26 protein-coding genes and 1 pseudogene are annotated in these 24,939 nt (G+C 73.9%); 14 read left to right on the top strand and 13 right to left on the bottom strand.

The window, feature by feature from the left end:
• From AB0J86_RS07260 to AB0J86_RS07250, 3 genes are all read left to right on the top strand, one after another.
• Window positions 1-587, top strand: a 587-nt coding sequence (locus tag AB0J86_RS07260) for an aldehyde dehydrogenase family protein (protein WP_363853873.1), incomplete at its 5' end; no start/stop codon positions are given.
• 147 nt (window positions 588-734) lie between these two features.
• Window positions 735-1,268, top strand: coding sequence for an AraC family transcriptional regulator (locus AB0J86_RS07255; RefSeq protein ID WP_363853870.1), 534 nt, complete (start codon window positions 735-737; stop codon window positions 1,266-1,268).
• A gap of 9 nt (window positions 1,269-1,277) precedes the next feature.
• Entirely contained in the window at window positions 1,278-1,706 is a 429-nt protein-coding gene (locus AB0J86_RS07250; RefSeq protein ID WP_363853867.1) for a VOC family protein, read from the top strand.
• Between the two features lie 69 nt (window positions 1,707-1,775).
• Here the strand turns inward: AB0J86_RS07250 and AB0J86_RS07245 are convergent, their stop codons facing one another.
• Window positions 1,776-2,144, bottom strand: a complete 369-nt coding sequence (locus AB0J86_RS07245) for a VOC family protein (RefSeq protein ID WP_363853864.1) — start codon at window positions 2,142-2,144, stop codon at window positions 1,776-1,778.
• Between the two features lie 154 nt (window positions 2,145-2,298).
• Here AB0J86_RS07245 and AB0J86_RS07240 point away from each other — a divergent pair, with 154 nt between their 5' ends.
• Window positions 2,299-2,778 (top strand): Hsp20/alpha crystallin family protein, encoded by a 480-nt coding sequence (locus AB0J86_RS07240; protein ID WP_363853861.1) that lies wholly within the window; start codon window positions 2,299-2,301, stop codon window positions 2,776-2,778.
• A 197-nt stretch (window positions 2,779-2,975) separates the two neighbouring features.
• Here AB0J86_RS07240 and AB0J86_RS07235 read toward each other — a convergent pair whose 3' ends face one another.
• Window positions 2,976-3,389: a DUF2000 domain-containing protein gene (locus tag AB0J86_RS07235; RefSeq protein ID WP_363853858.1), complete on the bottom strand. Its 414-nt coding sequence runs from the start codon at window positions 3,387-3,389 to the stop codon at window positions 2,976-2,978.
• Window positions 3,390-3,439: 50 nt separating this feature from the next.
• Here AB0J86_RS07235 and AB0J86_RS07230 point away from each other — a divergent pair, with 50 nt between their 5' ends.
• Entirely contained in the window at window positions 3,440-4,267 is an 828-nt protein-coding gene (locus AB0J86_RS07230; protein WP_363853855.1) for an AraC family transcriptional regulator, read from the top strand.
• A 77-nt stretch (window positions 4,268-4,344) separates the two neighbouring features.
• Here the strand turns inward: AB0J86_RS07230 and AB0J86_RS07225 are convergent, their stop codons facing one another.
• The gene (locus AB0J86_RS07225; protein WP_363853852.1) at window positions 4,345-5,433 is read right to left on the bottom strand and encodes an SH3 domain-containing protein; all 1,089 of its coding nucleotides are present in this window, start codon (window positions 5,431-5,433) and stop codon (window positions 4,345-4,347) included.
• A gap of 207 nt (window positions 5,434-5,640) precedes the next feature.
• A complete protein-coding gene (locus tag AB0J86_RS07220; RefSeq protein WP_363853849.1) occupies window positions 5,641-7,431 on the bottom strand; it encodes an adenylyl cyclase in 1,791 nt (596 codons plus the stop codon).
• A 268-nt stretch (window positions 7,432-7,699) separates the two neighbouring features.
• Between AB0J86_RS07220 and AB0J86_RS07215 the strand changes: the two genes are divergently transcribed.
• Complete coding sequence (locus AB0J86_RS07215; RefSeq protein WP_363853846.1) at window positions 7,700-8,908, top strand: glycoside hydrolase family 3 N-terminal domain-containing protein; 1,209 nt, start codon at window positions 7,700-7,702, stop codon at window positions 8,906-8,908.
• A gap of 270 nt (window positions 8,909-9,178) precedes the next feature.
• Here AB0J86_RS07215 and AB0J86_RS07210 read toward each other — a convergent pair whose 3' ends face one another.
• The 3 genes from AB0J86_RS07210 to AB0J86_RS07200 form a co-directional block, all read right to left on the bottom strand.
• Window positions 9,179-9,805 carry an NAD(P)H-dependent oxidoreductase gene (locus AB0J86_RS07210; RefSeq protein WP_363853844.1) on the bottom strand — a complete coding sequence of 209 codons (627 nt, stop codon included), beginning with the start codon at window positions 9,803-9,805 and terminating at the stop codon, window positions 9,179-9,181.
• A 453-nt stretch (window positions 9,806-10,258) separates the two neighbouring features.
• A complete protein-coding gene (gene murA, locus AB0J86_RS07205; protein ID WP_363853842.1) occupies window positions 10,259-11,533 on the bottom strand; it encodes a UDP-N-acetylglucosamine 1-carboxyvinyltransferase in 1,275 nt (424 codons plus the stop codon).
• An 83-nt stretch (window positions 11,534-11,616) separates the two neighbouring features.
• On the bottom strand, window positions 11,617-12,807 hold the full coding sequence (locus AB0J86_RS07200; protein WP_363853839.1) for a low temperature requirement protein A: 1,191 nt from the start codon (window positions 12,805-12,807) through the stop codon (window positions 11,617-11,619).
• A 258-nt stretch (window positions 12,808-13,065) separates the two neighbouring features.
• Here AB0J86_RS07200 and AB0J86_RS07195 point away from each other — a divergent pair, with 258 nt between their 5' ends.
• The 3 genes from AB0J86_RS07195 to AB0J86_RS07185 all read left to right on the top strand — a co-directional run bounded on the left by AB0J86_RS07195 (window position 13,066) and on the right by AB0J86_RS07185 (window position 17,239).
• Window positions 13,066-14,130 carry a glycoside hydrolase family 43 protein gene (locus AB0J86_RS07195; protein ID WP_363853837.1) on the top strand — a complete coding sequence of 355 codons (1,065 nt, stop codon included), beginning with the start codon at window positions 13,066-13,068 and terminating at the stop codon, window positions 14,128-14,130.
• Between the two features lie 128 nt (window positions 14,131-14,258).
• Window positions 14,259-15,779 carry an NAD(P)/FAD-dependent oxidoreductase gene (locus tag AB0J86_RS07190; protein ID WP_363853834.1) on the top strand — a complete coding sequence of 507 codons (1,521 nt, stop codon included), beginning with the start codon at window positions 14,259-14,261 and terminating at the stop codon, window positions 15,777-15,779.
• Window positions 15,776-17,239: a glycosyltransferase family 39 protein gene (locus AB0J86_RS07185; RefSeq protein ID WP_363853831.1), complete on the top strand. Its 1,464-nt coding sequence runs from the start codon at window positions 15,776-15,778 to the stop codon at window positions 17,237-17,239. The genes AB0J86_RS07190 and AB0J86_RS07185 overlap by 4 nt, the downstream gene beginning before the upstream one ends.
• A 98-nt stretch (window positions 17,240-17,337) precedes the next feature.
• On the opposite strand, the gene AB0J86_RS07180 is transcribed toward AB0J86_RS07185, so the two are convergent.
• Window positions 17,338-17,619: a hypothetical protein gene (locus tag AB0J86_RS07180; RefSeq protein ID WP_363853828.1), complete on the bottom strand. Its 282-nt coding sequence runs from the start codon at window positions 17,617-17,619 to the stop codon at window positions 17,338-17,340.
• Window positions 17,620-17,774: 155 nt separating this feature from the next.
• Here AB0J86_RS07180 and AB0J86_RS07175 point away from each other — a divergent pair, with 155 nt between their 5' ends.
• Window positions 17,775-18,350 (top strand): hemerythrin domain-containing protein, encoded by a 576-nt coding sequence (locus tag AB0J86_RS07175; RefSeq protein WP_363853825.1) that lies wholly within the window; start codon window positions 17,775-17,777, stop codon window positions 18,348-18,350.
• On the opposite strand, the gene AB0J86_RS07170 is transcribed toward AB0J86_RS07175, so the two are convergent.
• The 3 genes and pseudogenes from AB0J86_RS07170 to AB0J86_RS07160 all read right to left on the bottom strand — a co-directional run.
• Window positions 18,265-18,579 (bottom strand): hypothetical protein, encoded by a 315-nt coding sequence (locus AB0J86_RS07170; protein ID WP_363853823.1) that lies wholly within the window; start codon window positions 18,577-18,579, stop codon window positions 18,265-18,267. The genes AB0J86_RS07175 and AB0J86_RS07170 overlap by 86 nt on opposite strands.
• A gap of 80 nt (window positions 18,580-18,659) precedes the next feature.
• A complete protein-coding gene (locus tag AB0J86_RS07165) occupies window positions 18,660-19,520 on the bottom strand; it encodes a manganese catalase family protein (RefSeq protein ID WP_363853821.1) in 861 nt (286 codons plus the stop codon).
• Window positions 19,521-19,728: 208 nt separating this feature from the next.
• Window positions 19,729-20,406, bottom strand: a pseudogene (locus AB0J86_RS07160) (HAMP domain-containing sensor histidine kinase); the annotation flags it as partial.
• A 30-nt stretch (window positions 20,407-20,436) separates the two neighbouring features.
• On the opposite strand from AB0J86_RS07160, the gene AB0J86_RS07155 reads away from it, so the two are divergent.
• Window positions 20,437-21,081 (top strand): response regulator transcription factor, encoded by a 645-nt coding sequence (locus AB0J86_RS07155; RefSeq protein ID WP_363853818.1) that lies wholly within the window; start codon window positions 20,437-20,439, stop codon window positions 21,079-21,081.
• A gap of 90 nt (window positions 21,082-21,171) precedes the next feature.
• Window positions 21,172-21,999 carry an MBL fold metallo-hydrolase gene (locus AB0J86_RS07150; protein WP_363853815.1) on the top strand — a complete coding sequence of 276 codons (828 nt, stop codon included), beginning with the start codon at window positions 21,172-21,174 and terminating at the stop codon, window positions 21,997-21,999.
• A gap of 113 nt (window positions 22,000-22,112) precedes the next feature.
• Here AB0J86_RS07150 and AB0J86_RS07145 read toward each other — a convergent pair whose 3' ends face one another.
• Window positions 22,113-22,550 carry a VOC family protein gene (locus tag AB0J86_RS07145; protein ID WP_363853812.1) on the bottom strand — a complete coding sequence of 146 codons (438 nt, stop codon included), beginning with the start codon at window positions 22,548-22,550 and terminating at the stop codon, window positions 22,113-22,115.
• A 1-nt stretch (window position 22,551) separates the two neighbouring features.
• Window positions 22,552-23,136, bottom strand: coding sequence for a DinB family protein (locus AB0J86_RS07140; protein ID WP_363853809.1), 585 nt, complete (start codon window positions 23,134-23,136; stop codon window positions 22,552-22,554).
• Between the two features lie 61 nt (window positions 23,137-23,197).
• Between AB0J86_RS07140 and AB0J86_RS07135 the strand changes: the two genes are divergently transcribed.
• Together AB0J86_RS07135 and AB0J86_RS07130 are read left to right on the top strand one after the other, a co-directional pair.
• A complete protein-coding gene (locus AB0J86_RS07135) occupies window positions 23,198-24,157 on the top strand; it encodes a YafY family protein (protein ID WP_363853807.1) in 960 nt (319 codons plus the stop codon).
• 180 nt (window positions 24,158-24,337) lie between these two features.
• Window positions 24,338-24,883: a hypothetical protein gene (locus AB0J86_RS07130; RefSeq protein WP_363853804.1), complete on the top strand. Its 546-nt coding sequence runs from the start codon at window positions 24,338-24,340 to the stop codon at window positions 24,881-24,883.
• The last annotated feature ends 56 nt before the right edge of the window (window positions 24,884-24,939 follow it).

The following is a 24,939-nucleotide window of genomic DNA, read 5'->3' as shown; positions in this document are numbered from 1 at the left end:
GCAAACTCACCGTCGGCCCCGACAACGCCGACATCGGCCCCATCACCATGCCCGCCCAGATCGACACCATCCGCCGCCACATCGACGACGCCCTCGCCCACGGCGCCCACGCCCCCCTCGGCGGACCCGACGCCATCCAACCCCCCTACGTCCACCCCACCATCCTCACCAACGTCCCTCCCGACGCCGCCGCCGTCCAGGAGGAGACCTTCGGCCCCACCCTCACCATCACCCGCGTCGCCACCACCGACGAAGCCATCACCCACGCCAACAACACCCGCTACGGCCTCGGCGCCGCCGTCTTCGCCAAACGCAACGCCACCACCATCGCCCGCCAACTGCGCACCGGCATGGTCGCCATCAACTCCGTACTGAGCTTCACGGCGGTGGCGGGGCTGCCGTACGGGGGCGTCGGCGACTCCGGCTTCGGGCGTACCCACGGCGACGACGGGCTGCGCGAGTTCAGCCGCAGCCAGTCGATCGCGCGTCGGCGGGGGCGCTCGCCGCTGCCCACGATGACCTTCGAACGCACCCCCGCGCAGGTCGCCCGGATCGCCCGCATGATCAGGCGGATCTACGGCCGCTGACAGCACCCCGCGCCGCCGCCGTACGCGGGCGCGAGGCCCGCACCGCGGACCCGGCGCCCCGACGACGAGCGGCCCGGCCGCGAGGGCCCGGCGCCGAGCGGCCGGCCCGGGTGCGCGGGGCGACGATACGGGCCCTAACCTGGCGGTATGACGGCCCGTGGCAGTGCCCGCACGCGAACCGGGCGGCCGGCGGCCAACCGCACGGCCCGTACCGTCGCGGTCGAACTGCTCCCCCACCTGCGCCGGGCCCGCGACCACATCGACCGGCGCTACCGGCTGCCGCTGGACCTCGACCAGCTCGCCCGGGTGGCCGGCGTCTCGAAGTTCCACTTCGCCCGCTGCTTCGAGGCCACGTACGGCGAGACGCCGATCCGGTACCTGACCCGGCGCCGGATCGAGCGGGCCCAGGACCTGCTCCGCTCGGCCAACCTCACGGTCACCGAGGTCTGCATGGCGGTGGGCTTCGCCAGCCTCGGCTCGTTCTCGTCCCGTTTCGCCCAGTTGGTCGGCGAGAGCCCGACCGGCTACCGCGACCGGTGGGCGGCCCGGGGCGGCCCGCACGTGCCCGGCTGCTGGTTGTTCATGCGCGGGGTGCTCGACCTGCCCGGTACCGCGACCCCCGCCCCCACCAGCGGGAACGGCGCAATCTCGGAGAAGCCCCGGCCGATCGGCGGGGACTAGCTTGGTCGCATGATTACGAACATCTCGCTGGTCACGGTCTACTGCCTCGACCAGGACAAGGCGCGCGACTTCTACGTCGACGTGCTCGGCTTCGAGGCCGGCACCGACGTCTCGATGGGCGAGGGCTTCCGCTGGGTCACCCTGCGGCACCCGAGCCAACCGGAGCTGGAGGTCACCCTGATGGTGCCCGGCCCCCCGCTGAACCCGGAGGCGGCCGACTTCTACCGGCGCCAGTTGGAGAAGGGCGAGATGGGCGGGCTGGGCCTGCGGGTGGACGACTGCCGCAAGACGTTCGAGGAGCTCAGCGCGAAGGGCGTGACCTTCCTGCAGGAGCCGGCCGAGCGCCCGTACGGCGTCGAGGCGGTCATGCGGGACAACTCGGGCAACTGGCTCGTGCTCGTCGAGCCGCGCCCCTTCTCCCCCGAGGCGGCGGGCTGAGCGCGGGCTAAGCCCCCGAGGCGGCGGGCTGAGCCTCCAAGGCGGCGGGCTGAGCCTCCGGGCGGCCCGTCAGCTCAGGAAGCGGAACAGGTGCAGCCGGTGCCCGTCCGGATCGGCGAGGGTGAACTGCCGGTAGCCCCACTCGGTGTCGTGCGGTGGCTCGATCACGCGTACGCCGCGCGCGGCGTACGCGTCATGCAGGGCGTCCGGGTCCTCGACCAGGACGAAGCACTCGGCCGGGGTGAACGGCTCCGTCTCGCGCCGCAGGTAGATGTTGACCTCGGCGATCGGTCCCCGGAAGACGGAGGCGAACTCTTCCCCGCTCTGCCCGCCGACGGCGAACCCGAGCGTCCCGGCGTAGAAGCGGACGGCCGCGGGGACGTCCCGGACCGGGAACATGGGGACGACCTTGAGGAACTCGATCTCGTTGGCGTCCATGCCCACCCCTCCCGAGTTGCGTGCTTCCCGCTCCATTGCACCTCATACCACCCCGACAACTCTCCCGCCCGGAACGGGAATTGAGTCGGGTCGACTCAAGTTACCTCTGATGCCGGCCGGTACGGCCGGTCCAGTGGTACCTGAGGAGAGCATGATGAGCACGGTTTCGCTGTGGACCCGACGGGACCCGTTCGCCGAGTTCGACGCGCTGGTCCGGAGCGCCTTCGGGCCGGTCGCGACCCGGCCGACCGGTTTCACCCCGGCCGCGGAGGTCGCCCGCGACGGCGACGACGCGGTGGTCCGGGTCGAGCTGCCCGGGCTGGACGTCGACAAGGACGTGACGGTAGAGGTCGACCGCGGCCGGTTGGTGGTACGCGGTGAGCGCCGCGACGAGCGCGCCGAGGAGCGCGACGGCCGGACGGTACGCGAGGTCCGGTACGGCTCGTTCCGCCGGTCGTTCACCCTCCCGGCGCACGTGACCGCCGACGCGGTCAGCGCCTCGTACGACGCGGGCGTGCTGAACGTCCGGGTGGCCGGGGCGTACGCCGGCACCGGGGCGCGCCGGATCGCCGTCACCTCCGGTGACGCGGAGACCAGGGCGGTCGGTTCCGCCCCCGAGCAGCCCACTGCCTGACCCGTCGGGAGGTCCGACAAACCACCGGGACCGCCGTCCCGGCCACCCGGCCGGGGCGGCGGTCCCGTCCTTTCCGGCCCCCGGGCGCACTCCCGCGCACTCCCCCGCCCAGGAATGCGAGCCGTGCCCAGGGGACGGATAGCCCAGGGCGCGGGTAGCCCGCTCGTCCGGGCGAGCGGGCGGCCCCTCGCTCCGGCTCAGGGATGCAGGCGCGCCCCCTTGAGCGCCTTGTCGACGGCGTTGCGCGGCCCGTGCAGCGCTATCCCGACCAGGTCGAGCGCGGCCCGCGGCACGGCCCGCACCGCCGCCCGGTTGTCCTCATCGTTGCCGGTGGCGAAGAGATCGGCGGTGAAGACCGCGATGCCGAGGCCGCGTTCGAGCGCCCGGCCGTGCGCCGCGGCGAGCACCGCCCGGTCACCGGCGAAGACGAGGACGGGTTGGCCGAACATCGGCAGGTACTTCGTGCCGTCGGCGTCGGCGTAGGGCTCGCCGATCGTCTCGGGCACGCTCGCCGCGATGCCGCTGACGAGGAAGGCGGTGACGTTGAGACGCTGCCAGCTCGCCAGGTCGTCGCGGAGCAGTACAGCGATCTTCGTAGCGGGAACGGTCATGCACCTCACTCTGGCCCGACGGGCCCGGCCCGGTCTTGTACGTTTCTGATGTGCCCTACGCGCGCCCGTCGGAGCAGGTCAGGGCTTGGCGCCCAGCGGTGGACGGGATCACCGAGGTGTTCCACGCCCACTTCGTCGGGCACGCCTACCCGGCCCACACCCACGACACCTGGACCCTGCTGATCGTCGACGACGGGGCGATCCGGTACGACCTCGACCGGCACGGGCACGGCGCGGTCGGCGGCGAGGTGACCCTGCTGCCCCCGCACGTCAGCCACGACGGCCGCGCGGCCACCCGCCACGGCTTTCGCAAGCGGGTCCTCTACCTCGACGAGCGGGTCCTCGACCCGGGGCTGATCGGCGCGGCGGTCGGCACGCCGAGCCTGCACGATCCCCTGCTGCGCCAGCGGATCGACCAGTTGCACCGCGCCCTCGTCGGCGCCGGTCCGGCCCGCGCGGGGCTCGACGCCGTCGAGGCGTTCGAGGCGGAGAGCCGGCTCGCCTTCGTGGGCGAGCGGCTGCGCCGGCACCTCGGCCGGCGTACCGGCGTACCGCCGGCGCGGCCCGGCCGTCTCGCCGACGAGCTGCGAGAACTCCTGGACGCGCACGCCGGGCAGGGCATCTCGCTGCGGCAGGCCGCGGAGGTCCTGCACGCCGACCCCAGCCACCTGGTGCGCTCGTTCACCCGCGCGTTCGGGCTGCCGCCGCACCGTTACCTCACCGGCCGGCGGATCGACATGGCGCGCCGCCGGCTCCTCGCCGGGCAGCCGGCCGCCGAGGTCGCCGTCGCGGTCGGCTTCCACGACCAGGCGCACCTCACCCGGCACTTCCGCCGCTACCTCGGCGCCACGCCCGGGCGGTACTCCTCGTCGATCTAGGGCAAATCGTGGTGATTGGAGATCAAACTACGGGGATTTGCCCTAGATCGACGAGGTGGGGGCGGGTGGGGTGAGGGTCAGCAGTTCGGCGCGACCCGGCCGTCCGTGCCGGTGTAGACGTACGTGTCGGAGACGTAGCCGCCGGTGCGGATCCGGTCCCACAGGTTCGACGTGCCGTACTTGCCGGTGACGGTGTCGCCGACGACCTGGCAGTAGATCGGCACCGAGGCGCCGCTGGCGACCGTACCGACGATCGGGCTGCTGGTGTGCGGGCCGGAACGGACGTTCACCGGGATGCCCGAGTCGGTACGCGCCTCGCCGTGCGCCGGCGCCCCGTCGATCAGGTACAGGCTGTAGGCGACGTTCCAGTGGGTGGCGAGGTAGCTGTTCGCCGCCGGGCTCACGTTGAAGTAGTCGTCGTGGTTGCAGTCGATCTGGTTCTCCGGCGCGCCCGCGCAGCGCTTGACGAGTCCGCCCGACGGGAGGCCGCCGTCGTCGTAGCACATGATGTCCTCGTCGTCCCAGCAGTGGCCGTACGGCGTGCCGTGCGGGGCGGAGGCCTGTACCGCGCCGAGGTTGTGCAGCAGCTCGTGGGCGGTGGCGTGCCAGGTCCAGCAGCTCGTGCCGACGGTGGCGTAGTGCGGGCCGGCGTTGTACGGGTTGGTCGCGGCGGCCCGGTCGTCCCCGCCGTTGCCGTAGGCGAGGCCGCAGCCGGGCGCGTCGTACCAGACCACGTACTTGCGGTCCGACCGGTTGTAGCCACGGGTCTTCAGCACGTCGGTGATGCTCTGCGGCGCGCCCATGCTGGCCTGCGGGATCACCTCGCGGCTCACCACCGCGACGCAGTTGGCGTCGTGCACGTACCGGACGTGCCGGGCGTTGCCGGTCTGCGTGCCGGCGGTGACGAACTCGGCGTCGATCTGGTTGGCCCAGGTGCGGAACTGCGGCAGCATCTGGTCGTACCGGTCGGCGGTCTGGTCGCCGCGCACGTAGACCAGCTGCACCCGGCGACCGGTGGTGCCGTTGCCGTCGCAGGTCACCGTCGGGTCGGCCGCCGCGGCGCCGGCCGTGCCGCCCGATTCGGCCGAGGCGCTCGCCGGCGTGAGCACGATCGCCGCCGCCAGCGCCAGCAGCAGCGCACCCGCTCGGCGTCGGATCCGGAGCATTCCCATCCCCCGTTCTGGAAACTTTTCGCCAAAGCATGGCTCTGGCATGACAGGAAACTCCGGACCGTGGCGAATGTCAATTCCCTCCGGCGCGCGGCCCGGGAGGTCGGCGTTCCGCCGACCTCCCGGGCACGCCGCAGTCCGGGCGGTCCCGTCGCGCGGGGCGGTCCCGCTGTCCGGGCGGTCCCGCCGTACGCGCCGACCGAGCTACGGGTAGCTGACCACGTTGCTCGTGCCGTACGAGCCGACCACCGGTACGCCGGCCTCGTTGATCGTCCGCTCGATGCCGCCGCTGCCGTTGAGGAAGACGGTGACCATGTCGTGGAAGCGGACCCGGGGCGACCGGGGCGCCTCGATGGCCCGCGCGGCACGGATGTCCACGCCCTGGTTGAAGTACGAGTAGACGCCGAGACCCCACGCCTCGTGCGCGCGTACGCCGGGCGCGACCCGGTACGACGCCCAGCCGTTGCCGGTCGGGCTGGTCCACGCCGCCTGGCTCGGCGGGTCGTACGGCAGCTCGCTCTGGTAGAAGACCGTCCGGCCCCGCTCACCGGTCCAGATCGTCTGGTACCGCTGGTAGTGCTCGACGAAGAGCCCGTACGCGGTCACGTCGTCCCCGTTGACCACCACGCCGGTGTCGGCGGTGTTGCTGGTCCAGCCGATCCCGTTGCCGTGGTCACCGCGCCAGGCCCAGATGTTGTCGATCAGCGTGTCGTCGCTGTTGACCACGAGGCTCGTGGTCGCCCGCCCCAGCCAGGGGCCGCCGATGCGGAAGAAGACGTCCTGCAACGAGATCGGGTTGCGGGCGTGGTCGCGGTGGCTGTGCCGCCCGCCGACCTCGACCAGCACGTCCGAGCGGCGGGGGCCGGCGTCGACCAGCAGGCCCGCCACGCGTACGCCGTCCACGTCGTCGACGCGCAGCGCGGCGTCCCCGGTGTCCGGGGCGAGGCTCGGCATGCCGAGGCCCAGCACCACGGTGTCCGGGCGGGTGACCCGCAGCGCCCGGTCCAGGTGGTACACGCCCGGGGTGAGCAGCAGGTGCCGGCCGCGCGCCAGGGCGTGGTTGATCTCGCGTGCGCTGTCGCCGGGGCGGGCGACGAAGAAGTCGCGCAGCGGCAGCGAGTAGCCGGGCTGCCGCCGCCCGTCGGCCCAGGTCGTACCGGCCGTGTCGTGCCGGAGCCCGGGTACGAAGACCCGGTAGTCCCCGGAGTCGTCGACGTAGAGGTACGGCTTCTCGCGGGTCACCGGGCTGGTCGGCAGCGTCGTGTACGGCGGGTTCGGGAAGCCCTGCTCGGGCGCGCCGAGCACGCCGGAGAAGACCTGGTTCCACACGCCGTTCGTCCAGGCGTCGCCGAGTTCGCTGTCCCGGGTCAGCCACTGCTGCTGGGAGCCGTTGATGGTGACGCCGTCCACCTTGGAGTCGGCGATGAAGCCGCCGCTGGAGTAGCCGCCGTTGCCCGGCTCCAGCCAGAGGGTGCCGCGGATGTGGACCCGCCGCATCGGGGATGCCTGCGACACCGCCCACTGGTTCGACCAGTCGGTCGGCGTGACGGAGAGGTTCTCCACCGAGCGCCAGAAGTTCGTGAGGGCGGAGATGCCGGCCGGCGAGTTCGGGTCGGGCTGGCCGACGACGCGTACCGCACCGTGGATGTCGACGTCCTCGGGGGAACGGCCCAGCCCCGCGACGGTGGTGTAGTAGCCGAGCCGGGCGTCCACGTCGTACCGGCCGGGCTTGAACAGGACGGCGTACCGGTCGGTACCCATCTCGTTGTCTTCCTGGCGCGCGAAGAGTTCGTCGAGCTTGGCCTGGATTTGCGCGGTCGGGGTCGTCGGGTCGTACACGAAGACGTTGGGGCCGAGGTCCGGCGCGCCGGGGCGGGTGGCGGCGACCGCCGTGCCGGGTACCAGCCCGGCGACGCCGACCGTGACCAGCGAGCAGGCGAGCAGGCGGCGAAGGGCGGCGCGGGTGCGCGCGCCGCGTACGGGGGTTGTTCTCATCGACCTACCTATCGGGGGACGGGTACCGGTTGGCGTGACCGGCCGAGCGGATCGAGAGAGCGCTCTCACGATCCCGCGGCCGGTACCCCACCGGGCCGGAAGGGATGGATGGCTGTGTTTCTACCCGACATCGGCCGCCCGGCGCCACGTCCGAGCGGGCACACTGTCGCGGCGGGCACCGATCGGCGCCGGCCGTTCCGCCGCCCTCGGAGGTCGCCGCCGGCCGTTTCGCCGCCCCGGGGCCGCGCCCGGCCGTAGCGTGGAGGACGTGAGCGACGCGCGCGTGACCCGCCGGCTGCTGCTCGCGGGCCTCGGCTCGGCGGCGGTCTCGGCCCTGCCCGGCTGCGACTCGGCCACGCCGAGGGCGGCCCGGCAGGTTGCCGCCACGCCCGCCGCCACGGCCGGTCCGACCTCGGGCGGCGCCTCGGCCGGTGCCCCCGTACGTGGCGAGGCGGCACTCCGGCGCAAGATCGCCAGTCTGCTCGTGGTCGGCTTCCGGGGCGAGCGGGCGCGGGACGCCGAGTGGGTGCTGCGGGCGGTCCGGGACGGGCTCGGCGGCGTGATCCTCTTCGACCGCGAGTTGCAGACCGACAAGCCCCGCAACATCACCTCGCCGGCGCAGGTCGCCGCGCTCACGAAGGCGCTGCGCGACGCCTCACCCGGCCGGCGGCTCATCGTCTCGGTCGACCAGGAGGGCGGCAAGGTGGCCCGTCTGAACCCGGGCGACGGCTTCCCCGCCAGCCAGTCGCAGGCCCAGATCGGCGCGGCCAACTCCACCGCCACCACCCGAGGCTGGGCCCAGGGCCTCGTCCACAGCCTCACCTCGGCCGGCTTCAACCTCAACTACGCGCCCGTGGCCGACCTCGCGGTCAACCCGGACAATCCGGCCGTCGCCAAGCTCGGACGCAGCTTCTCCAACCAGGTCGACGTGGTCGTCAAGAATGCGACCGAGGAGATCCAGGTCCACCGGGCCGCGGGCGTCAAGACGTCGATCAAGCACTTCCCGGGCCTCGGCAGCGCGACCGCCAACACGGACTTCGCCGTGGTGGACGTCAGCGACAGCTGGACGCCCCGGGAGCTGGAACCGTTCCAGCGGCTGATCGCCGGCGGCGTGACCGACTCCGTACTGGTCGCGCACCTGCTCAACCGGCAGCTCGACCCGGACCTGCCCGCCTCGCTGTCACGGGCGGTCGTGACCGACCTGCTGCGGGGCCGGCTCGGTTGGCAGGGTCCGACCGTCAGCGACGACATGCAGGCGGTCGCCATCACCGCCCGCTTCGGCCGGGACGAGGCGGTCGCGCTGGCCCTGGAGGCCGGTCTCGACCTGCTCGTCTTCGCCAACCAGCAGGTGTACGACCCGAACGTCGTCGACGAGACGATCGACGACGTGGTCGCTCTGGTGCGCTCGGGGCGGCTCACCGAAGCCCGGATCGACCAGTCGGTGGCCCGGGTCGACGCGCTGCGCCCGCGCCGCTGAGCGGGGTCGACGCGCCGGGTGTCGGGGCCGGCGCGCCTCGCTCGTCCGGTGCCAGCCCGCGGGTGGTCCTGCCAGGACCTCTTGCGTTCGATCGATCGGCAGGGCCGGGCCGGCCGCGGCGGTCTCGGCCGGTTCGGGATCGTGCGCGAACCCCCACCGGCCCAGCCGGTGGTCGGGGCTCACCGCGCCCTGGCAGGGCCGCGCGCTCAGCGCGGCCCATGAAACACGCCCGGGCCTGGCAAACCGCGCACCGATCGGGCGCTGCCGTTCTCAGAACGACTTGGCCAGCTCGCGGGCGCGTGCCTGCGCCGCCTGCCGGCCGGCCTCCGGGTCCGCCGTTGCCAGGTTCGGCCGGAACTCGACCTGGTCGATGTCGGTCACTCCCGCCCACCGCAGCCAGCCGTCGAAGTAGCTGGCCTGGAAGTCGGAGCCGAAGGCCGGGCCGCGACCAGGACCGTACACCGCGCTGGTGTAGATGACCGCCGCCTTCTTGCCGTGCAACAGCCCGCTGTAGCCCTGTTCCGGGTCGAAGCCGAACACCATGCCCGGCTGGCTGACCACATCGATGAACTGCTTGAGAATGTACGGCACGCCCGCGTTCCACATCGGAACGCTGAACAGGTACCGGTCGGCGCGGTCGAACCGCTCGAACGTGGCTTTCACGTCCTCCCAAACCGCCGCCTGGGCGCTCGTGAAGGAAGCTCCGCCGAAGACCGCCATCTTGGCGGCCGTCGCAACCGGGCCGAACTGCGGCAGCGAGCCGTCCCACAGGTCCCAGTGGTCGACGGCGACGTCCGGGTGCGCGCTCCGGTAGGCACTCAGGAACGTCTCGGCGATGGCAAGGGACTCGGAGTCGGCTCCTCGGGGTGACGCCGAGATGTGCAGCAGAGTGGTCACTTTGGTTCTCCTCCCAGGCCACGACGGCAGACTCGGCGGGAAGGCCGGTGCCCACCCGATCCGGGATGCCGTCGCGAACTCGCGAATGTTGGCGTAGCCGATCGCGGCCAGCCCTTGCGCCGTTCGGGCGGGAGGGCCCGAGCGGTACGTCGCGTTCGGCGTCGCCCCGGTGGGCAGCGGCCGACCCGCGAGCGCGACGACCTGGTCTCGGCCCCCTCCCACACCTAAGTGGACCACGGTCCGGTCGCGCTCCACGAGAATAGCGGACCGTGGTCCGCTTTGGCCAGCCCGCCGCCGGAACTCCTCCGTGTTGTCCCCGCCACCACCCCGAGAGCGCGCGCGACACCGCCCGCGAGCGGACCGCCGTCCTGGACCCGGTCGCCGACCGGTCCTCAGCCGCTCGGCTCGGCCGGCGGGCGGCTCATCGGCTCGGCCGGCGGGCGGGCGGGCGGCTCAGTCGACGACCTCGCGGCGCACGTCGGCGCCGAGCGCGGCGAAGCGGGTCACCAGGTCGGCGTGCCCACGTTCGATCATCGCGCCGTTGCCGACCACGGTCTCCCCCTCGGCGACCAGCCCGGCCAGGACCAGCGCTATCCCGGTACGCAGGTCGCGCGCGACCACCTCGGCGCCGCGCAGCGGGGTCGGGCCGTGCACCACCGCCTTCTCGCCGTCCACGGCGATCCGCGCGCCGAGCTGGTTGATCTCCGGTACCAGCGCGTAGCGGGCGTCGTGGATGCGCTCGCGGAAGTAGCTGACGCCGGGCGCCTGCGTGGCGAGCGCCAGCAGCGGGGGTTGCAGGTCGGTGGCGAAGCCCGGGTGGGTGTCGGTGATGACGTTGATCGGGTGCAGCGGACCGGGCCGGGTGACGGTGGTGACCGCCCCCGCCGCGGTCAGCACCACGCCCATCTGTTCGAGCTTGTGCCGGAAGACGCCGAAGTGGTCGAGCACGCTGCCCCCGACCAGCGTCACCTCGCCGCCGGTGAGCGCGGTCGCGATGCAGAGCACCCCGGCGTCGATGCGGTCCGGCATGATCGTGTGCTCCACGGCGCGCAGTTCCTCGACGCCGTCGATGACGATCCGGCCGGTACCGCCGCCGCTGATCCGCGCGCCCATCGCGTCGAGGAAGGCGATCACGTCGAGGACCTCGGGTTCGAGCGCGGCGTTCTCGATCACGGTACGCCCCGGCGTGAGTGCGGCCGCGATGATCAGATTCTCGGTACCGGTGTGCGACGGGGTGTCCAGGTAGAGATCGGCGCCGCGCAGCTCTCCCGCCTTGACGTGGATCGTGCCGTCGTGCTCCTCGATGTGCGCGCCGAGCCGGGCCAGGCCGCGGTAGTGGAAGTCCAGTCCCCGGGTGCCGATGTTGCAGCCGCCCGCCCCCTCGTAGATCACCTGTCCGCAGCGGTGCAGCACCGACGAGAGGAAGAGCACGCTGCCCCGGAACCGGCGGGTCAGCTCGGCCGGAAGCAGCGGATTCGCCACCCCGGCGGCGTCGATGACGAGCAGCCGGTCGGCCGGGTGGTACTCCACCTCGGCGCCCACCAGCCGGGCCAGCTCGACCGCGCGGCGTACGTCGGCGATCGCCGGTACGTTCCGCAGCACCGTACGGCCGCTGGTGGCCAGCAGGGCGGCGCCGATCATCGGCAGGGCGGCGTTCTTGGCCCCCTGGACGACCGCCGTACCGCGCAGCCGGTTGCCGCCCCGCACGTGATAGCGCACCTCGCTCATCCGACGTGCTCCTTCCGGTTCTGGCGGCCGACCGGCGTGGCCGGCGCCGAGGTGGCGCGGACCGGGCGGTCCGTGCCGGGGGCTCATGTACCCCGTTCCGCCTCCTCCTCCACCTTCCGTCGCGGTGTCCGCGCCGATTCCCAGGCCGGCACCGCGGCCAGGACCAGGGCCGACGCGGCGCTGAGGGCCAGCGGCGGGATCAACCGGCCCACCGGGACCAGGGCGGCGAGCGCGGCGATCGCCGCCAGCCGCGGGGTCGACAGGTGGTCGAAGATCGCCAGCTTGAACAGCGTGTGCCCGGCCAGGAAGAGTGCCGGCCCGCCGAGCAGGGTGATCACCATCCCCCACCGGGTCGGACCGCTCGGATGGCCGAGCACCAGCTCGTCACCGACGGCGGTGAGGATGATCCCGGCGACCATCGGCAGGTGCCAGTAGGTGTAGGCGGCCCGCCCGCGCCGGCCCGGGTCCGACACCCGCGCGATCCGCTCGCCGGCCAGCGGCGCGCTGCGGTCGAAGTAGCTCCACCAGAGCGCGGCCGTGGTGGCGAACGCGCAGACCAGGGCCGCCAGCCGGGCCAGGTCGGGCGGGGAGCGGCCGAAGACGGTACCGGTGATCAGGATCGACTCGCCGAGCGCGACCAGGATGAAGAACTGGTGCCGCTCGGCCAGGTGCCGTCCCTCGATCGGCCAGTCCTCGGTGGTGGAGCGCCCCAACCCGGGGGTGTAGAAGCCGAGCGCCGCGGCGACGTACTCGATCGCCACCGCCGCGACCCAGATCGCGATCCGCGCCTCGTCGTGGGCCAGCCCGCCGACGACCCAGAGCGTCCCGGCGGTGGCCTTCCAGGCCAGTACCCGCTGGAAGTTGCGCCGCAGGGCCGGTTCGCCCCCGAGCATGGCGACCGCGAAGACGGTGCGGCCGACCTGCATCGTCGCGTACGCCGCGCCGACCCAGAGGCCGCGCGGGCCGAAGGCGTCCGACAGCGTCGCCGAGAAGACCAGGCTGAGCAGGGTCAGCCCGAGCAGCATCAGCCGGACCTCCGGCCGGTTCGGGTCGAACCAGTTGGTGATCCAGGAGGTGTCGGTCCACGCCCACCAGACCGGCAGCAGCAGGATCAGGGCCTGGACCGCGCCGGCGGGGGTCAGGTTCTCCACCAGCAGGTCCGTCAGCCGGGTCACCGCGAGCACGTAGACCAGGTCGAAGAAGAGCTCCATGGTGGTGACGGGGACCTGACCCGGCCGCCGCAGCGCCGCCGTACCGCCCTCGGATCCCGTCACCGCCCCGCCTCCGTGCCGGGCCGCCGCGCCGGTCCGCGCCGACGCCCGGGTTCCAGTCAAGCGGATCCGCCCCGCCGGCACCGGCGGTTGCGGCGCCGGTCGGCAGGTCGGCGCTCCCGCCCGGGCCGCTCCGGCGGGGGAAGGCCGGCGGGGTGCCAGGCGTTCACTCTCGGTGACGTCACGGCGGCGCGGGCCGGTGCCCGGCCGGTACCGCCCCGGATGTCCGGCCGACTGTCCCCGAGTCGAGGAACGTGTCTTGTGTCCGGTCTCTCCCGTTCTCGCCGCCAGCTCACGGCGACGCTGACCGCGCTGCTGGTGGCCGTGCTGGCCCTCGCCGGCTGCGCCGTCCTCCGGGACCCGGCCGGTACCGCCGCCGGCGCCCTCCCCGGCGCCGGCACGTTCGTCGACCCCGTCTACCGGGGCGACGCGCCCGACCCGCAGGCGATCCGGGTCGGCGACACCTGGTACCTCGTGCACACCAATTCGGGCGGGCAGAACGTACCGCTGCTGACCTCGCCGGACCTGGTGCACTGGAGCCCGGCCGGCGACGCCCTGCCCGCGCTCCCGGGCTGGGCCGACCCCGGTCGGACCTGGGCACCGGAGATCCTCGACCGCGCGCCCGACCGGTACCTGCTGTACTACACCGCCGCCGACCACGCCTCCGGACGCGAGTGCGTCGGGGTAGCGGTGGCCGGGACGCCGCAGGGACCGTACCGGGACGATTCACCCACACCGCTGGTCTGCCCGGTGCCGGCGGGCGGGGCGATCGACCCCAGCCCGTACCGCGACAGCGACGGCAGCCTCTGGCTCGTCTGGAAGACCGACGGCAACTCGATCGGCGCCGACACCTGGCTGGAGTCGCAGCGCCTCACCGACGACGGTCGGCACCTGGTCGGGCCGGTGCACCGGCTGCTGAAGCAGACCCGAGCCTGGGAGGGGCCGCTGGTCGAGGCGCCGTTCCTCTGGCGGCACGACGGCCGGCTCTTCCTCTTCTTCTCGGCCAACGCCTACGACGGCCGCTCCTACGCCGAGGGGTACGCCGTCTGCGCCACCCCGGCCGGCGACTGCCAGGAGGCCCCGGAGAACCCGATCCTGCGCACCGACGCGGTCGCCTCCGGCCCCGGGCACGCCGCCATGATCGAGTACGCCGGCCAGACCTGGCTGCTCTACCACGCCTGGCAGCCCGGCCACGAGAACGCCGCACCCGGCCGGCAGCTCTGGCTCGCCCCGGTCACCTGGGACGGCGGCCGACCCCGGGTGCACGCCCCGACCGCCGTACCGCAGCCGTCGCCCGGCGGTGAGCGGGCCGCCGCCCTCGCCTGAACGCCCGCCGCTCGGCGGAGTCGGGCCGGCCGGGCCCCGCCTGAGCCGCCCCGACCGCCCGGGGCGAGGCGACCGAGGCGCACGACCGGCCCGGCGTGTGGTTCGCGCCGTCTGGGGAAGGCAGCGCCGTGGAGAGCGGACGGGCCGGGGGGACCGGCGCGGGTGAGCGGGAACGCGTGGTGGTGGTCGGAGCCGGGCCGGCCGGGTTGACCGCGGCGTTGATGCTGGTCCGGGCCGGGTACCGGCCGACGGTGCTGGAGTCGAGCGGTGAGGTCGGCGGGATCAGCCGGACCGAGGAGCGCGACGGGTGGCGCTTCGACCTCGGCGGGCACCGCTTCTTCACGAAGGTCGACCCGGTCCGCGAGCTGTGGCACGAGATCCTCCCGGCCGAGGACTTCCTGAGCCGGCCCCGGATGAGCCGTATCCTCTACCGGGGCAAGCTCTTCGACTACCCGCTCAAGCCCCTGAACGCGCTGCGCAACCTGGGACCGCTGGAGGCGGCCCGCTGCGTCGGCTCGTACGCGATGGCCCGGATCCGGCCTCCCCGCGACCAGAGCACCTTCGAGGGGTGGGTCAGCGCCCGGTTCGGCCGGCGGCTGTACGGGATGTTCTTCAAGACGTACACCGAGAAGGTCTGGGGCGTGCCTGGGACCGAGATCCAGGCCGACTGGGCCGCCCAGCGGATCAAGAACCTCTCGCTCGGCGGGGCGGTACGCGAGGCGCTGCGCCCAGGCCGGCTGCGCCGCAACCGGCGGGGCAAGGAGGAGATCACCACTCTGATCAACGAGTTCGAGTACCCGCGGCTCGGCCCCGGCATGATGTGGGCGCGGGCGCGGGAACTGGTCGAGCAGGGCGGCGGCGAGGTAAGGCTGCACCACCCGGTGACCGGGATACGGCGTACCGACGCCGGCGTCACCGAGGTGACCGTCTCCCGCGACGGCGGCGCCGAGACCCTCCCCTGCGACCGGCTGATCTCCTCCATGCCGCTGACCGAGTTCGTGCTGATGCTGGACCCGCCCGAGGAGGTGGCGCGGGCCGCCCGGTCGCTGACCTACCGCGACTTCCTCACCGTCGCGCTGGTGCTGCCGGTACGGGACGTCTTCCCCGACAACTGGATCTACGTACACACCCCGGGGGTACGCGTCGGCCGGGTGCAGAACTTCGGCTCCTGGTCGCCGTACCTGGTGAAGGACGGCTACACCTGCCTCGGGCTGGAGTACTTCGTCAACGAGGGCGACGAGCTGTGGCGGAAGCCGGACGACGAGCTGATCGAGCTGGCCGGCCGGGAGCTGTCCCAGCTCGGGCTCGTCGACGGCCGGGTGGAGGCCGGGTACGTGGTCCGCGTGCCGAAGGCGTACCCCGTCTACGACGCCGGGTACGCCGAGCACGTCGAGGTGATCCGGCGCTGGCTGGAGCGGACCGTGCCGAACGCGTACCCGGTCGGGCGCAACGGCATGCACAAGTACAACAACCAGGACCACTCGATGCTCACCGCGATGCTGGCGGTCGAGAACATCACCGGCGCGGAGCACGACCTCTGGTCGGTCAACGTCGAGGACGACTACCAGGAGGAGGGGAAGGGCGAGGCGCGCGGCGGCGGCGGGCGGGCCGCCCCGACGTTCGCGGGGGCGTCCCAGGGCAAGGGATGACGGTACGCCGGGGCCTCCGGCCGCGCGGCCGGCTCTCCGCCCTGACCGCGCTGGTCGCGCTGGTGGTGCTCGCCGGGGCCGCCCTGCGTTTCCTGGCCACCTCGCCGCTCTGGCTGGACGAGGCGCAGAGCGTCGCGATCAGCGCGCTGCCACCGGCCCGGCTCGTCGACGCGCTGCGCGCCGACGCCGCGCCACCCCTGTACTACCTGCTGCTGCACGGCTGGATGAGGCTGTTCGGCGACGGTGACCTCGCCGTACGCGGCCTCTCCGGGCTCTTCGCGGTCGCCGCGCTGCCGCTGTTCCACCGGCTGGCCCGCCCGTACGGCGCGGGCACCGTGACGCTGGCGTTGGCCGCGGCGAACCCGTGGCTGGTGCGCTACGCGACCGAGGCCCGGCCGTACGCGCTGGAGGTCCTGCTGGTGCTGCTCGGCGTGCTCGCGCTGGAGCGCGCGTACCGCCGGCCCGGCCCGGCCCGCGCGGCGGCGCTAGCGCTGGTCAGCGCGCTGCTCCTGCTCACCCACTACTGGTCGCTCTTCCTCTACGCCGCCACGGGCGCGGGACTGCTGGTGGCGCTGCGGCGACCCGGCCGCGCCGCGCCGGCGTGGTGCCTGGTCGGGCTGGCCGCCGGGGCGGTGCCGTTCCTGGCCTGGTTACCGGTCTTCTGGTACCAGAGCCGGCACACCGGCACCCCCTGGGCCGGACGCAGCGGCATCCAGGTCCTGCCGAACCTGATCGCCGACTGGTTCGCGTCGGGCGTGGCGCCCGCCCGGGTGCTGCTGCTGGTGGTCTGGCCCCTGATCGTCTGGGCGGCGGTCTCCGGCGGCCGGCGTACCCGCCTGCTCGGCGCCGCCGGGGCCGCCACCCTGCTGCTCGCCTACGTCGCCGCCTGGCTGACCGGATCGGCGCTGGCCGGCCGGTACACCGCCGTGGTGGTGCCGTTCGCGCTGCTGCTGCTCGGGACCGGTGCCGCGCTGCTGCCCCGGGTCTGGACCGTCGTGCTCGTCGGCGGCCTGGTCGCCACCGGGCTCGCCACCGACGCGGTGCTCGTGACCAAGCAGCGCACCGAGGCCGGAGCCGTCGCGGCGGTGCTCGACCGCCGCCTCACCGACGCCGACACCCTGGTCTTCTGCCCGGACCAGCTGGGGCCCGACGTGGTACGCCGGCTGCACACCCACCCCCGGCTGGTCAGCTTCCCGCACCAGGACGACCCGGGCAGGCTGGACTGGACCGACTACGCGCGGCGGATCGAGGCGGAGGACCCCGCCCGGCTGGCCGACCGGCTCGCCGCCGAGCGGGGCTCCGGCGCCGTCTGGCTGATCCCCCGGTACGGGTACCGGCCGTTCGGGGACCGCTGCGAGCGGCTGGCCGCGGGCCTGCGCGCGGCGCTCGGCCCGGAACGGCAGATCCCGGTACGCGGCCCGGAGGGCTGGGAGATGCTCTGGCACTGGCCGGCCGACTGACCCGGCCCGGGCCGGCCTCCCCCTCCGGGCGCGGCGCTGCCGCCTGCCCCCTCGGGCCGCGGCAGTTCCGCCTGCCCCTCGGGCCGCAGCGGCTTTGCCTACCCCTCCGGGCGCAGCGGTTCGGCCTGGCCGGAGGCCATCGGGGAGGCGAGCCGCTCGGGCTCCGGTTCGGTGCCCGACTCGCCGCCGGTGGGCGAGACCGCCCCGTCGTAGTTGTAGACCGTCAGCGCGGCGCCGTCGTGCTCCCGCTGCTGCGTGGTACGGATGTACCGGTGGATCAGCCCGTCGATCTTCAGCTCGACCAGGCCGGCGTCCCCGGCCGGTACGGTGTTCCCTTCCCTGGGGCCGCCGATGAGGATGGCGTCTGCGCTCGTCGTCATGCCATCCCACTACCCACTGGACGCCCCGTTCATCCCGCGCCGGTGCCCGCGACGCGGCGGCGTGGCGTACCGCCCGGGTGCCGTCCGCGCACATGGCGGGGCCGGTACCGGGAAAGCCGCGGCGACCGCAGCGGCGCCTGGGGAGGGTGACGGCGATGACGACCGGCGTGGAACAGGACGTTCTGGACCTGCTGCTCGATCAGCACAACCGGCTCCGGAGCCTCCTCTGGCGGCTGTCGGACGGGCCCGGCGCCCGGAGGCGCGAGCTGTTCGAGACCCTGGTCGGGCTGCTCGCGGCGCACGAGGTCGCCGAGGAGGTCGTGGTGCACCCGACCGCGCAGCGGGCGATCGCCGACGGCGCGGAGCTGGTCGAGGCGCGCAAGCAGGAGGAGGAGCGGGCCAGGCGGGACCTGGCCGAGCTGTACGAACTCGGCGTCGACCATCCGGACTTCGACGCGCGGATGGCGGAGTTCGCCACGGCGATGGTCGAGCACGCGAGCCGGGAGGAGCTGGAGGAGTTCCCGTACCTGCGGCAGAGCGCCGCGCCGGAGCAGCTGCGCCGGATGGCCGACGCGGTACGGGTGGCCGAGGCGGCGGCGCCGACCCGGGCCGGTACGCACGGCGGGGCGGCGGCCCACGGCGCCCTCATCGCCGAGCCACCGATCGCCGTCTTCGACCGGGTACGGGACGCCGTACGCCGCTGGCGGGACTCGCCCGAGGGATGGACCTGAACGGCGGCCGGAGCAGCAGCCGCAGCCCCGGCAGCCCCGCGTGCACGGCGACGGCCAGCGGGATGGCGATCGTGGTAGCCGCGAGCGCGAGCCGGGTCCAGCCGGGCAGCCCGACGAGGGCGGCGACGACCGTGGCGGCGGCGAACGCGTACAGCTTGCCGCGGATCGCGCCGATCTCGCCGGCGCTCGCGCGGCGGACGTCCGCGCCGCCCCGGGTGGCTGGGTACATCCGTCGCCCCCTCAGCCGAACCCGACCCGCATGAACGCGTCCGCGAGCGGACGGAGCAGCAGCTCGACCATCGCCCGTCCTCAGCGCCGCCAGCCGTCGGGCGTGGGCTGGCCGACCAACGGCGGCGTGCCGTGCAGCCGTGGGTCCGCGGCGGGCAGTACCGGTTCGGGCGCGCTGGTCATCGGGCGCGTCGCGTAGCTGAACTCGGCCTTGCCGTCCGGCGTCGGACCGGAGGCCCATTTCCCCTCGGCCGACTCCTCGCCCGCCGAGAAGTTGATGAACTGGTAGGCGACCGAGTTCTCCTGCTCGGCGTCCGGGAACGCCTCGGGGACCGGCATCTCCTCCAGGCCGTCCTCCTTCAGCTGCTCGATCGCGGCCAGCCACATGTTCTGGTGCATGGTGTCGCGGGCCAGCAGGAAGCGCAGCATCTGCTTGACGCCCGGGTCGTCGGTCATGTGGAACAGCCGGGCGACCTGCAGGCGGCCCTGCGCCTCGGCGGTCACGTTCAGGTGGAAGTCGGCGAGCAGGTTGCCGCTGGCAGTGATGTAGGAGCCGTTCCAGGGCACCCCGTTGCTGTCCACCGGAAGCGGACCGCCGCCGGCGTGGATGAAGTGCGCCGGGTTCGAGCCGCCGTAGATTGCGGCGAGCATCGGGTTGTCCTCCGCGGCGGTCTCCTGGATCGACAGCGGCGCGCCGTCCAACAGCCGGGCGATCATCGTGCAGATCATCTCGACGTGACCGACCTCCTCGGTCCCCACGTCGAGCAGCAGGTCCTTGTACTTACCCGGCAGCCGGCAGCTCCAGCCCTGGAAGAGGTACTGGTTCGCGACCGTCATCTCGCCCCACTTGCCGCCCAGCACCTCCTGCAACCGCGCGGCGAAGCCCGCGTCGGGCGCGTCCGGCCTGGCCTCGAACTGTAGATCCTTGACGTGACTGAACACGGTCCCCTCCTTGGCCACGGATGGCTGACACCGGCGCCATTCCCGTTCCGCGGGCCCACCGGGGCCAACCGCTGACCCGACGGGGCCATCCCCGCACCACCGCCGACCGCCGCCGGGCGCGCCTCGGCCACGACCGGCTCGGCGTCGGCACGCCCGCCGGGGACCACCGCCGAGGCACCGCGAGCCGCACCGGACCGGCGGGGAGGACCACCTCGACCGCGACCCCGCGCGGTCGCCGCCGGTACGCCGCGACCCGCCCGCCCTCCGCCTCCACCAGCCGGCGGACGAGCCAGAGCCCCAGTCCGGAGCCGCCCGGGGGCGGGGACGCGCGGCGCAACGCCGCCGCCAGCCGGTGGCAGGAGAGCCCCTCGTCGAGCACCACGAGCAGCAGGTCGCCCCGGCGGACCGTGGCGCGCAGCGACACCCGGCCGCCGGGGGGACCGTGCCGCAACGCGTTCTCCACCAGGTTGATCAGTACCTGCCGGACCGCCTGCGGCGGCACCAGCCGCTGCCCCGCCGCCCGCCCGAGCCGCACGCGCAGCCGCGCGGGCGGTACGGGACCGAGCACCGCGGGGAGCACCTCGCGCAGCGGCCGGCGCGGCTCGGACGCGGGTGGCGCGGTGCCGGCCAGCGCCGCCGCCTGCCGCCACACGCCGTCCAGGTGCAGCACCTGCTCCCGGACGAGCGCCAGGATCGCCCGCCGCTGCGCGGGACTGAGCCCTCCCGTCTCCTCGACCAGCGCCCGGGTCAGCGAGCCGAGCGCGCTGATCGGCGTCCGCAGTTCGTGGCACAGCGTCCGCAGCAGCAGCGTTTCGGCACCGGCTGCCGGCGCCGTGCCGGGTGCCGCCCGTTCGTCCGCCGCCACTCGCTCTCCCCGCCGGCGCATGATCAGGGTCGGTCCGGGTAACGCCGGGAGATGCCCGGCCCGGCCAGCATCCGCATCGCGCTGGTCGACGACCATCCCCTCTTCGTCCGGGGCCTGGAGCTGCTGCTGCCCGCCGCGACGGGCGGACGCGCGCGGGTCGTGGGCTCGACCGGGGACGCCGCTGCCGCCGCGTCGATGGTCCGGGGATCCGCGCCCGATCTGGTCCTGGTCGATCTGCACATGCCGCCTCCCGGTGGGGTCCGCGCCATCGCCGCCATCCGCCGCACCACGCCGGCGGTACGGATCGTCGCCATGTCCGGCCTGGCCGAGGCCGAACTCGCGGTCGAATCCCTGCGTGCCGGCGCCGAGGGATATCTGCCCAAGAACAGCGAGCCCGAGGAGTTGTTGCCGCCGCTGCTGGCGGTCCTCGACGGCTGGGCGGTACTCCCCGCCGAACTGCTGGCGGCGCTGCTCGCGCCGGTGTCCCGGCGCCCGCCCGTCTCGGCCGTACTCGACCACGAGGAGCGCCTGCTCCTGCAGCTTATTGCGAAGGGACAGAGCACGGTCGAAATCGCCGAAGCGCTGCACGTCTCCGAGCGGACCGTGAAGCGGCTGACGGCGGCGCTGCTGCGCAAGCTCCGCGTCTCGACGCGCGCCGAGGCGGCCGCGCTCGCCGGCAACGCCGGCCTGCTGTGACCGCCCGACCCGATAACCCTGCGGGCGGCCGGGACGCCGTGTTGTGATGAGGCTGAGCGGACATACCGGCAGGTTGCTGGGGGTGCGGGCATGGCGGGAATTTCACCGACTCAGGCGAGCGTCACGTTCATCGGTACCGCCACCACGCTGATCACGGTGGGCCAGTTCACCCTGCTGACCGATCCGAACTTCCTGCACCACGGGGAGCGCGCCCACCTCGGGTACGGGCTGTGGACCCGGCGCCGTACCGACCCCGCCATGGAAATCGAGGAGTTGCCGCCCCTCGACGCGGTCGTCCTGTCCCACCTGCACGGCGACCACTTCGACCGGGTAGCCCGGTCCGGCCTGGACAAGCAGCTGCCGATCATCACGACGCCGCACGCCCGGCGCAGGCTGCGCCGCTGGGGCTTCGCCGGCGCCGAGGCGCTCCCCACGTGGGAGAGCCACGAGATCAGGCGCGGCGACCAGTTGCTGCGCATCACCGCCGTACCGGGCCGGCACGGGCGCGGCCTGGTGAACCTCCTGCTGCCGCAGGTGATGGGCACGATCCTCGACTTCGAGGATCAGGGCCAGGTGCGGCTGCGCCTCTACATCACCGGTGACACGCTCTACCACCCGAGCCTGGCGGAGGTGCCCGCCCGCTTCCCCGAGATCGACGCGATGCTGATCCACCTGGGCGGCACGCGCGTCCTCGGCGCACTGGTCACGATGGACGGCCGGCAGGGCGCCGAGCTGCTGCGGATGATCCGCCCGCGGGTGACCGTACCGGTCCACTACGACGACTACACCGCCTTCCGCTCGCCGCTGCGGGACTTCCTGGACGCCGCGCGGCGGGTGGGGCTCGATCCCGGGGTCTACCCGCTCCGGCGCGGCGAGACGCTGGGCCTGCCGCAGCGCGCCATCATGCTCACCGTCTGACGCCCCGGAACACCACCGGCGACGCGGCGCACCCGACCGGCGGCGCGGCCCGGGGAGACCAGCGGCGCGGCCCGGGAGAGCGATGGTACGTCCCCCGGGCCGCGCTCGGCCGGTCAGTCGAGACAGAACTCGTTGCCCTCGGGGTCCGTCATCAGGATGTGACCGGCGCCGAGCGGGGGTGCCGGCTCGTACCGCCGCAGCCGGGTGGCGCCGTGGGAGACGAGCCGCTCGGCCTCGGCCTCCAGGGCCGCCATCCGCGCGTCGCCGGCGAGCCCCGGGGCGGCCCGCACGTCGAGGTGCACCCGGTTCTTGACCTGCTTGCCCTCCGGCACGCGCTGGAAGAACAGCCGGGGCCCGGCGCCCTCCGGGTCTACCACCGCCGACGCGTCGTTGCGGTGCTCGGCCGGCACGCCCATCGCGTCCAGGGCCTCGTCCCAGGAGGCGAAGCCGCGCGGCGGGTCCTGCAACCGGTAGCCGAGTGCCTCGGCCCAGAAGGCCGCCAACCCGGCCGGGTCGGCGCAGTCGAAGGTGATCTGTACGTCGCGGGCCACCTCAGCTCGCCTCCCGCCGGGTCTCGTGCCGGCCGTGCAGGTAGAGGTCGCGGAGCAGGCACACCTCGGCCAGGTGGTGGATCATCTCGCGGTTGATGTTCAGCACCAGCGCCGCCATCGGCTGCCCGGCGAACGGTCCCTCCGCCGGTCCGCACGGGCGGGCTAGCCCGCTCTCGGCGAGGGACTCGACCCCGGCCTGCCACGTGGCGTACTCCGCGTCGAGCTGGGCCAGCGCCTCGGCGGCGGTCGGGGCGTACTCGAACGACTGGTAGTCGGCGGGCGCGCGACCGAAGTGCGTGGCGTTGCGTACCGCGAGCACGCCGACGATCACGTGCGCGAGTCGCCAGGCGATCGTCGTGACCGGCGGCGGGGTGGGCTCCGGCAGCGCGAAGTCGATGGTCACCGCGCCGGAGCCGGCCTGTATCGGTGCGCTGCCGGTGCCGCGCGGGCGCACGCTCCAACAGTCGGGTACGGGCTCCCAGAAGTACTCGTCGTCGGTGAGCCCGTCGAGGCGGTCGCGCAGTTGGCTGGTCCAGTGCCACGCGAGCTGCTCGCGGAGCAGCGGATTCCAGGTCTGGTCGGTCATGGGCCCAGCCTGCCGCAAATAGCGGACAGGATCGTTCCGTGATCCGTGCGACGATGGGCGGGTGACCGTCGAGGCGACAACCGAACGGGTGCTGCGGTTGCTGGCGCTGTTGCAGCGACGCTCGTCCTGGACCGCCACCGAACTCGCCGCCGAGCTGGGGGTCACCGACCGCTCGGTACGCCGCGACGTGGAGCGGCTGCGCGCCCTCGGCTACCCCGTACGCGCGACCGCGGGCGTCGGCGGCGGCTACCGGCTCGGCGCGGGCACCCGGCTGCCGCCGCTGCTCCTCGACGACGAGGAGGCGATCGCGACGGCGATCTCCCTGCGGCTGGCCGCCGGGGGCACGGTCGCCGGGGCGGACGAGGCGGCCCTGCGGGCGCTCGCCAAGCTCGACCAGGTGATGCCGCCCCGGCTGCGCGCCGAGGTGCGGGCGGTGCACGGCGCCACCGAGATCCTCGTCGGCCCCGGCATCGAGATCGACGCGGAGGTGCTGGTGACGCTCGCGCGGGCCTGCCGCGACGCCGTACGGGTGCGGTTCCGGTACGCCGGCCGCGACGGCGCGGAGCGCGAGCGCACGGTCGAGCCGGTGCGGATGGTCGCCACCGGCCGGCGCTGGTACCTGATGGCCTGGGACGTCGACCGCGACGACTGGCGCACCTTCCGGCTGGACCGGATGCGCGAGGCGGTGGCGACGACCCTGCGGTTCCGGGCGAGGGAGCATCCCGACCCCGCCGCCTACGTGCAGCGGTCCGTGGCCGCGGCGCCGTACCGGTACGTCGCCCGGGTGCGGGTGCGCGCCAGCGCCGACCGGGTGCGGGAGCTGGTGCCGCCCCGGGCGGCTCGCGTCGAGGACGACCGCGACGGGTGGTGCCTGCTCGTCGCCGGCGCGGACGACCTGGACTGGCTCGCCATGCAGGTGGCCCGGCTGGGCTTCGAGGCGCGGGTGCTGGACCCGCCCGAGCTGCGGGAGGCCGCCGCCCGGCTCGCCCGCCGCGTGGCGGCGCTCGCCGCGACCGGCTGACGCCCGCCCGCGCCCGGCCGAGTCCGGGTCGACGGAGTCCGGCACCGGTCCGCTGCCGGCCGGGTGTGGGTGGTTCTGCCGACGCCGCACACCACAGACACCACCCCCGTCCCGCGCCGATCATCGACCGTACCGGCCGGTGGGCACGGCATCGGCGGACGGCGACGGGAGGGCGGCGGCATGCGTACGGGAACGAGGGGACGGATCCGCCGGATCGGCGCGGCGGCGCTGGCGGCGGTCGCGGCGACCATGGGGCTCGACGTGGTGGGCGCCGCGCCCGCGCGGGCGCTCGGTGCGGGGCGGGTCTGCCTGTTCAACGCCACCGAGGGTGCCGGCACGGCCGGGCACGTCGGCTGGGCGTTCCGGGTCGGCACGGCCGACGACTGGATCTACGGGGCCACCGAGAACGCCGACTGGAGCTGGCGGCGCGAGGGGAACTGGTCGAGCGCGCTGGCGACCTTCGACGTGACCAACGGGGACGGGTACTACGACCACTACCGCTGCCGCGACACGCCGAGCAGTTCGGTCGGCGCCGCGAAGAGCAAGGTGGACGAGGTCTACGGCCGGGCCTACCACCTGCTCTGGGACAACTGCCTGACCCGCTCGGTCGAGATCTTCAAGGCGTACGACGGCGCCCTCGCCGACCTGCCGTACGCCGGCGGCACCGGACCGAACTGGTACTACGACAACTCGCTCGTCGGCTTCGGCGGCCGGGCCTACCTGTGACGGCCGACGGGTGTACTACGTAACCGGGTAGCGCCGTCGAGCGAAGCGAGGAGGAC

The sequence above is a fragment of the Micromonospora sp. NPDC049559 genome, assembly GCF_040676675.1.
Lineage (GTDB): Bacteria > Actinomycetota > Actinomycetes > Mycobacteriales > Micromonosporaceae > JBFAPK01.
The sequence above is the reverse complement of the archived record's forward strand: the minus strand, read 5'-3'. Positions and strand labels throughout refer to the sequence as shown.

Bases quoted from the DNA above. Each gene is read 5' to 3' on its own strand.
- AB0J86_RS07235 (WP_363853858.1), bottom strand. From the start codon at position 3,389: ATGACCGTTCCCGCTACGAAGATCGCTGTACTGCTCCGCGACGACCTG.
- AB0J86_RS07255 (WP_363853870.1), top strand. From the start codon at position 735: ATGACGGCCCGTGGCAGTGCCCGCACGCGAACCGGGCGGCCGGCGGCC.
- AB0J86_RS07140 (WP_363853809.1), bottom strand. From the start codon at position 23,136: ATGACCGACCAGACCTGGAATCCGCTGCTCCGCGAGCAGCTCGCGTGG.
- AB0J86_RS07185 (WP_363853831.1), top strand. From the start codon at position 15,776: ATGACGGTACGCCGGGGCCTCCGGCCGCGCGGCCGGCTCTCCGCCCTG.
- AB0J86_RS07245 (WP_363853864.1), bottom strand. From the start codon at position 2,144: ATGGACGCCAACGAGATCGAGTTCCTCAAGGTCGTCCCCATGTTCCCG.
- AB0J86_RS07150 (WP_363853815.1), top strand. From the start codon at position 21,172: ATGGCGGGAATTTCACCGACTCAGGCGAGCGTCACGTTCATCGGTACC.
- AB0J86_RS07240 (WP_363853861.1), top strand. From the start codon at position 2,299: ATGAGCACGGTTTCGCTGTGGACCCGACGGGACCCGTTCGCCGAGTTC.
- AB0J86_RS07180 (WP_363853828.1), bottom strand. From the start codon at position 17,619: ATGACGACGAGCGCAGACGCCATCCTCATCGGCGGCCCCAGGGAAGGG.
- murA (WP_363853842.1), bottom strand. From the start codon at position 11,533: ATGAGCGAGGTGCGCTATCACGTGCGGGGCGGCAACCGGCTGCGCGGT.
- AB0J86_RS07175 (WP_363853825.1), top strand. From the start codon at position 17,775: ATGACGACCGGCGTGGAACAGGACGTTCTGGACCTGCTGCTCGATCAG.
- AB0J86_RS07130 (WP_363853804.1), top strand. From the start codon at position 24,338: ATGCGTACGGGAACGAGGGGACGGATCCGCCGGATCGGCGCGGCGGCG.
- AB0J86_RS07155 (WP_363853818.1), top strand. From the start codon at position 20,437: ATGCCCGGCCCGGCCAGCATCCGCATCGCGCTGGTCGACGACCATCCC.
- AB0J86_RS07225 (WP_363853852.1), bottom strand. From the start codon at position 5,433: ATGCTCCGGATCCGACGCCGAGCGGGTGCGCTGCTGCTGGCGCTGGCG.
- AB0J86_RS07170 (WP_363853823.1), bottom strand. From the start codon at position 18,579: ATGTACCCAGCCACCCGGGGCGGCGCGGACGTCCGCCGCGCGAGCGCC.
- AB0J86_RS07220 (WP_363853849.1), bottom strand. From the start codon at position 7,431: ATGAGAACAACCCCCGTACGCGGCGCGCGCACCCGCGCCGCCCTTCGC.
- AB0J86_RS07250 (WP_363853867.1), top strand. From the start codon at position 1,278: ATGATTACGAACATCTCGCTGGTCACGGTCTACTGCCTCGACCAGGAC.